This window comes from uncultured Bacteroides sp. (assembly GCF_902491285.1).
In the GTDB taxonomy this organism is placed as follows: domain Bacteria; phylum Bacteroidota; class Bacteroidia; order Bacteroidales; family Bacteroidaceae; genus Bacteroides.
In genome coordinates this window covers 82,161-89,102 of record NZ_CABUHK010000011.1, presented here as the reverse complement: position 1 = coordinate 89,102, position 6,942 = coordinate 82,161, and the positions used below count along the sequence as shown (strand labels likewise).

3 protein-coding genes are annotated in these 6,942 nt (G+C 44.8%); 2 read left to right on the top strand and 1 reads right to left on the bottom strand.

Translation table 11 applies throughout. The features are described from left to right. The first annotated feature begins 246 nt into the window (after window positions 1-246). Together RDN93_RS04770 and RDN93_RS04765 are read left to right on the top strand one after the other, a co-directional pair. Window positions 247-3,087 carry a glycoside hydrolase family 3 N-terminal domain-containing protein gene (locus RDN93_RS04770; RefSeq protein WP_308744431.1) on the top strand — a complete coding sequence of 947 codons (2,841 nt, stop codon included), beginning with the start codon at window positions 247-249 and terminating at the stop codon, window positions 3,085-3,087. Window positions 3,088-3,110: 23 nt separating this feature from the next. Next, the gene (locus tag RDN93_RS04765; RefSeq protein ID WP_308744430.1) at window positions 3,111-4,262 is read left to right on the top strand and encodes a lactonase family protein; all 1,152 of its coding nucleotides are present in this window, start codon (window positions 3,111-3,113) and stop codon (window positions 4,260-4,262) included. 173 nt (window positions 4,263-4,435) lie between these two features. On the opposite strand, the gene RDN93_RS04760 is transcribed toward RDN93_RS04765, so the two are convergent. Further along, on the bottom strand, window positions 4,436-6,937 hold the full coding sequence (locus tag RDN93_RS04760; RefSeq protein ID WP_308744429.1) for a hypothetical protein: 2,502 nt from the start codon (window positions 6,935-6,937) through the stop codon (window positions 4,436-4,438). Between the last annotated feature and the right edge of the window lie 5 nt (window positions 6,938-6,942).

Sequence of the window (6,942 nt, the reverse complement as noted above, 5' to 3'; positions counted from 1 at the left end):
TAAAATTTTGATAACTGAGATTTAAGTGGAAATTACCGACCCACTGCATGCTTACCTACCATTTCTGCCCGCTGTCAAATCCAGTCAACCCCAAATTTTCATTCGTACAGAATAGCGATTGTTCAGAACGCTTTCCAAGAGTGCAAAGATAGGAAATGTTTTCGGAATTACGAGAAGACGTTAGCAAATATTATATCAAAGCACTATCTTTACGGAGCAAATTTATTCTTAACACAAAAATATATTATGAGAAAACTTTTACTGACCAGCTTATTTCTAGGAAGTTGTGCACTCCTCCCGGCACAAAAAACGACTAGAATACCTGATGTTTATAAACCCGTCCGTACGGAAATGTACAAGAAAGGATGGATAGATTTCAATAAGAATGGTGTTAAAGATACCTACGAAGACCCGGCAGCACCTATCGAAGCACGCATAGAAGATTTGCTCAGTCAAATGACACTGGAAGAGAAAACATGCCAAATGGTGACTCTTTACGGGTACAAACGGGTTTTAAAAGATGACTTGCCTACTTCCGAATGGAAAAAACAGCTTTGGAAAGACGGTATCGGAGCTATTGACGAGCATCTGAACGGTTTCCAGCAATGGGGACTTCCACCGTCGGACAACGAATATGTATGGCCAGCTTCCAAACATGCCTGGGCACTGAATGAAGTACAACGTTTTTTTATCGAAGAAACACGGCTTGGTATTCCTACCGACTTTACCAATGAAGGGATTCGCGGAGTGGAGAGTTATAAAGCTACCAACTTCCCTACCCAACTGGGCTTGGGACATACATGGAACCGGCAACTTATTCATCAGGTAGGACTGATTACCGGACGTGAAGCCCGTATGCTGGGATATACCAATGTATATGCCCCGATACTCGATGTAGGACGCGACCAGCGTTGGGGACGCTGCGAAGAAGTGTATGGAGAATCTCCTTATCTAGTTGCGGAATTAGGAATCGAGATGGTGAAAGGCATGCAGCATAATCACCAGGTAGCAGCTACCGGAAAGCATTTTATCGCTTATAGCAACAATAAAGGCGCACGCGAAGGAATGGCTCGTGTCGACCCGCAGATGTCACCGCGCGAAGTGGAGATGCTTCATGTCTATCCTTTTAAAAGAGTTATCCGTGAAGCAGGATTACTCGGTGTGATGAGTTCTTATAATGACTATGACGGCTTTCCGATTCAGAGCAGCTATTACTGGCTGACTACCCGCTTGCGCGGAGAAATGGGATTCCGCGGATATGTCGTTTCGGACAGTGATGCCGTAGAATATCTTTATACCAAACATGGGACTGCCAAGGATATGAAAGAAGCCGTTCGCCAAAGCGTGGAAGCCGGATTGAATGTGCGTTGTACGTTCCGTTCGCCGGATTCGTATGTATTACCTTTAAGGGAGTTGGTCAAAGAAGGGGGATTGAGCGAAGAAGTTATCAATGACCGTGTACGCGACATTCTGAGAGTGAAGTTCCTTGTCGGCTTATTCGATAATCCTTATCAGACGAATTTGAAAGGAGCGGATGAAGAAGTAGAAAAGAAAGAAAACGAAGAAGTCGCTTTGCAAGCCTCCCGTGAATCTATCATACTCTTGAAAAACGATAAGAATGTATTGCCGCTGGATGCTTCAAGTATCCGAAAGATAGCAGTCTGCGGTCCGAATGCGGATGAACATTCGTATGCACTCACTCATTACGGCCCTTTGGCAGTAGAGATTACCTCTGTCCTAAAAGGTATTCAGGAAAAGATGAAAGACAAAGCAGACGTACTTTATACCAAAGGATGCGACTTGGTAGATGCCAATTGGCCGGAATCCGAATTGATAGACTATCCTCTGACAGATGAAGAACAAAAAGAAATAGATAAAGCTGTCAGTCAGGCAAAACAGGCAGATGTAGCAGTCGTAGTATTAGGCGGCGGACAGCGTACATGCGGAGAGAACAAATCCCGTAGCAGTCTCGACCTGCCCGGTCGTCAGCTCGATTTGCTGAAAGCGATAGTAGCTACCGGAAAGCCTGTTGTACTAGTGCTAATCAACGGGCGCCCGCTTTCTATCAACTGGGCGGATAAGTTTGTTCCTGCTATCCTTGAAGCCTGGTATCCGGGCTCCAAAGGTGGAATAGCGGTAGCCGACGTGCTTTTCGGAGATTATAATCCGGGTGGGAAGCTGACTGTCACTTTCCCGAAAACAGTAGGACAAATCCCGTTTAACTTCCCTTGCAAACCCTCATCACAGATTGACGGCGGTAAGAATCCGGGACCGGACGGCAATATGTCACGCGCCAACGGTGCATTATATCCTTTCGGATACGGGCTAAGTTATACTACTTTCGAATATTCCGACTTGGAAATCTCTCCGGTGGTTATCACTCCCAATCAAAAGACTTATGTCACTTGTAAAGTTACCAATACCGGAGAAAGAGCAGGGGACGAAGTAGTACAACTGTATGTGCGTGATGTACTGAGCAGTGTCACCACTTATGAGAAGAACCTTGCCGGATTTGAACGGGTACATCTGAAACCGGGCGAGACAAAAGAAATTACTTTCCCTGTCGACCGTAAAGCACTGGAATTATTGAATGCCGATATGCATTGGGTAGTAGAACCGGGTGATTTCACATTCATGATAGGAGCCTCTTCTACGGATATTCGTCTGAACGGAACGCTGACTGTTGTTGAACCGGGGCAAACACCTGCCGCAAACACAACCAAAGCCAGCAGCCCTGTCAGCGCCAGCACCAACGCAGAAACAGCGGATAATGTTATTGACAATAATTTAACTACATCCTGGGAAGGCAATAAAGGAGATTACATTACCTTTACCTTACGGAATGGAGCTAAAATAGACGGAGTATCCATTGCCTTCTCCCGTGATAACGGACTGGAGACAGACTTTGAGATACAACTATCCAGTGGCGGCGGACAATTCCTCACTGTATATTCCGGTACTGTGAAAGAGTACAACAAACTGTTGGACTTCCGTTTCAAAGGAACTACCGCCAGCGATTTACGCATTGTATTAGATAGTGACCGGATAGGGGTAGCAGAGGTAAAACTACCTCAATTAAAGAAGTAATAATCAATACGAAAACAACCCATATGATAAAATTTATCGCCACTATCTGTATAATCAGTATGACCACAATCAGTTGCACATCAAAAAAAGCTGCCCGGACTGAAAGTCCCGAATCAGTGAATCAGGAGTTAACAATGCTCGTAGGCACATATACCATAGGAGACAGTAAAGGACTTTACAGCTACCGTTTCGACGAAGAAACCGGGACAGCCACCGCACTCAGTGAAGTGGAAGTAGAAAACCCTTCCTATCTTGCACCTTCTGCCGACGGAAAATTTGTGTATGCAGTCAGTGAGTTCAATAATGAACAGGCTGCCGCCAACGCATTTGCCTTCGACAAGGAAAAAGGGACTTTCAAATTGCTGAATTCACAGAAGACCGGTGGAGAAGACCCTTGCTATATCATTACGAATGGAAAGAATGTGATAACCGCCAATTATAGTGGCGGCAGTATCTCCGTTTTTCCCATCGCAAAAGACGGTTCACTCCTGCCCGCTTCCGATATTATAAAATTCGAAGGTTCGGGAGCCGACAAAGAACGGCAGGAAAAGCCACACTTGCATTGTGTCCGTATCACTCCGGACGGTAAATACATGTTTGCCGATAATTTAGGGACAGACCAGATACATAAGTTTATCATTAATCCGAACGCAGATGCAGAGAACAAAGAGAGTTTTCTCAAAGAAGGTTCTCCTGCCGCCTTTAAAGTGGAAGCCGGTTCAGGTCCCCGACACTTGACGTTTGCCCCGAACGGCAACTATGCTTATCTGATAAACGAACTTTCGGGCACGGTAATCGCTTTCGGATATAAAGATGGAAGCTTGGAAGAGATTCAGACAATAGCCGCCGACACAGTCGGAGCAAAAGGTAGTGGCGATATTCATATCAGCCCGGACGGTAAGTTTCTATATGCCAGTAACCGGCTGAAAGCGGACGGTATCGCTATCTTCCGTATCGACTCTGAAAACGGGAAGTTAACGAAAACAGGCTACCAACTGACAGGGATTCATCCGCGTAACTTTATCATTACGCCTAATGGAAAATATCTATTGGTGGCTTGCAGGGATAGTAATGCGATTCAGGTTTATGAAAGGGATACAGATACAGGATTACTATCGGATATACATAAAGATATAAAGGTAGACAAACCGGTTTGTGTGAAATTTGTGCCGTAACTTATGGCATAACTGACAAAAAAGTTAGCCACAGCCTATTCAGACAAGGGATTATTCTCACCACAGTGAGAATAAATACTCATAGGAATGAGAAAAAGTTCTCACTGCGATGAGTATTTTTTCTCATTGCAGTGAGAATACTTGAGAATTTTTGATACGGTTTCACTTGACTATCAACGGAACAATAAATCTATTCTTTCCACAATAATTCCCTTGTTCTTCCGGTTGCCGATATCGTAAAGCTCATCCCGAAGTGAAATCTGAACAAAGTCGATAATCTTCCAATCCAATGCAATACCATTATTCTCTTGTGCGGAAGCCGGATACCAATAAGGATTCACTCCCGGCCAGTCCTGAGGCAACATAGCCGCTTTAGTAGGTACAAGGTCAGATACCGGAATTAGAATATCTGATGCTTCGGCTTTCAAATCAAACGCAGTACCATATCCCCTGCCCTCTTTATCAACAAGGTTACAGATTGCTCTATCCGTACCGTTCAATCCATGAGCACGGATACGGATATACGCAGGAGCCGTCCTACTCTTACTTCGACAGGCCATCCGGTCACCTATATAATGGGAGAAAGTCACATCACAAGGAGCTATATAATCTTCCTTTTTCTCCAAATCTGAAACAAAAAGCCGAAAAGCAGGCAGTAATTCCTCTCCTGACACTACCGTGCTGAACTGTGATTCGGGACTTCTGAACGTACGTGTACGACGGATATGTTTCCAGTTGTCCTGTGCCCCCAAAAGGGATAAAGGAGTTGTTTCGTTTACCAAACGCATAGCATAAGTAGCTTGCTCATAATAGTCCCACCGTTCGGGAGTACAGTATGTCTTTTCCGGAAACAAGATTGTATCTTCTCCCGTGTCTACACCAAAATGATATTCATAATCCCCTTTAGCAAGCCAACTTAAATCGACTTTCGCTGTATAAAAGAAACCGTCTTCCGCTGTCATTGGTACGCTTTTGCATCCCCAAGGTTTCAGCATCAGGTAGACGTTTACCTGTTGAGGACGTTTGGGGCCGAACACTTCACACCGGAATGTCACTTCCTTATCAGAGGTAAACTCCGCCCACGTATGATTAACTATTTTCCACTCTTTCATCGGAGTTTGATAGAAATCCTTGGCGGGAAGTTCTTCCTTACTAACCAATTTCCCATCCGTCAGCAGATACTTTCCGGGCAAGACAGCCATTTCTGTTTCAAGACCGGGGAGCTGTATCTTTATTTTCCGTTCATTATACGCTGACTTTCTTGATACCCTATGCTTGTTCAGCATTTTGTAAGGGTCGTCAACTTCCATAATATCAGGGTAAATTTCCAGTTGCCAGGTATTATTACTTTGTTTATCCAGGAAATAAATACCTGTCCCCGAATAACGCACCACCGGAGAAGAGCCTACCCCGGCAATATGCTTCAATGCTTCCGGATTCTTGGGACGGGTGGACGTAGTATTTGAATAATAGAACATATCTCCGGAGTTCAATTCACTCAACTGCCCATCGTAACTCACCCGAAAGTTATCGAAAGTATTATTATCAGGATAATACCCGAAGTGCTTGCCACGCGGAACACGACGCATCACTTCGGCGGCAATCATACCGCTCACCGCTTTTGAAGGCGTAAAGACCATATTGAAAAAATGAGTCTGCCAGCCTAAATTCATCGGAGCCGTACGCAGCATATCATAAGAAAAGACTGCAGCAAACTGAATACCGCCCCGCCGGAACTCGCGAGCCATAGCCGGATACATAAAACCGGAAGCCATATCAGTAGCATCAAACTCATAAACGATTTTCGCCTTTCCGCTCAAATCGGGATGAAGCATCTGCTCGTAACGGTCAACAAACAGCAAGCCGTTCCCTTCAATAGAATGATTGTTGTTCAACGCACTCGGATACCAGGCATAGGTAGAGCCTTGTATGTCCGATTTCCGAATGGCAGAAGCTACGCGGAAGTCCTGACTGACATTGTAGAAAGTCAGTTTTTTACAACCGGTGCTACGGATTGCCTTACACATCCGGTTGATATATCGTACCATGCCGGAAATATCTTCCGGGAACTGGGCAGGTTCGTTGATAAGCTCGACAAACAGAATGTTCGGTTCATCCTTCAGGCAATGACCGGTGTACGGATTACGATGATTCAGCAATTGCTTTATATAGTTTTCCTGTGCACGAATGGCCTGTTCATCATGAATCAGTGCACTTTTCGGATAATACTTCGCCAGCCCCGTATTCGTCGTGTCACTCATTTCCGGCCATTGTGAATCATAAGTCACGATGGGACTAAGCAGCATATAAATGTCCCTTTTACTCGCTTCGGCTATAAGATAGTCCAACAGATGCAAATGTTCATTTTCCTGCAAATTTCCTTGGCGGTCTGTATTCTGATAGTCTCCCCAAAAGCAAAGACGTAATCCGTCCCAGTTCATGCGCTTGAAATGTTCCAAGTCTTCCACAATCATTTGTTTGCGTTCACCGCCAACATAACCTGCCGCACGGAAATCGCAAGCTGAAGGCAGGCAATAATTGGCACCGAACAAGGCTACTTCCTTTTTATTTTCCGTCCAACGTATCACACCCTGCTTGTCCATATATACCTTCTCGGCACAATACCCCATTGTGCTGAGAAGAGTAACCAATAATGTAAATAAGCTTTTCCTCATAAATT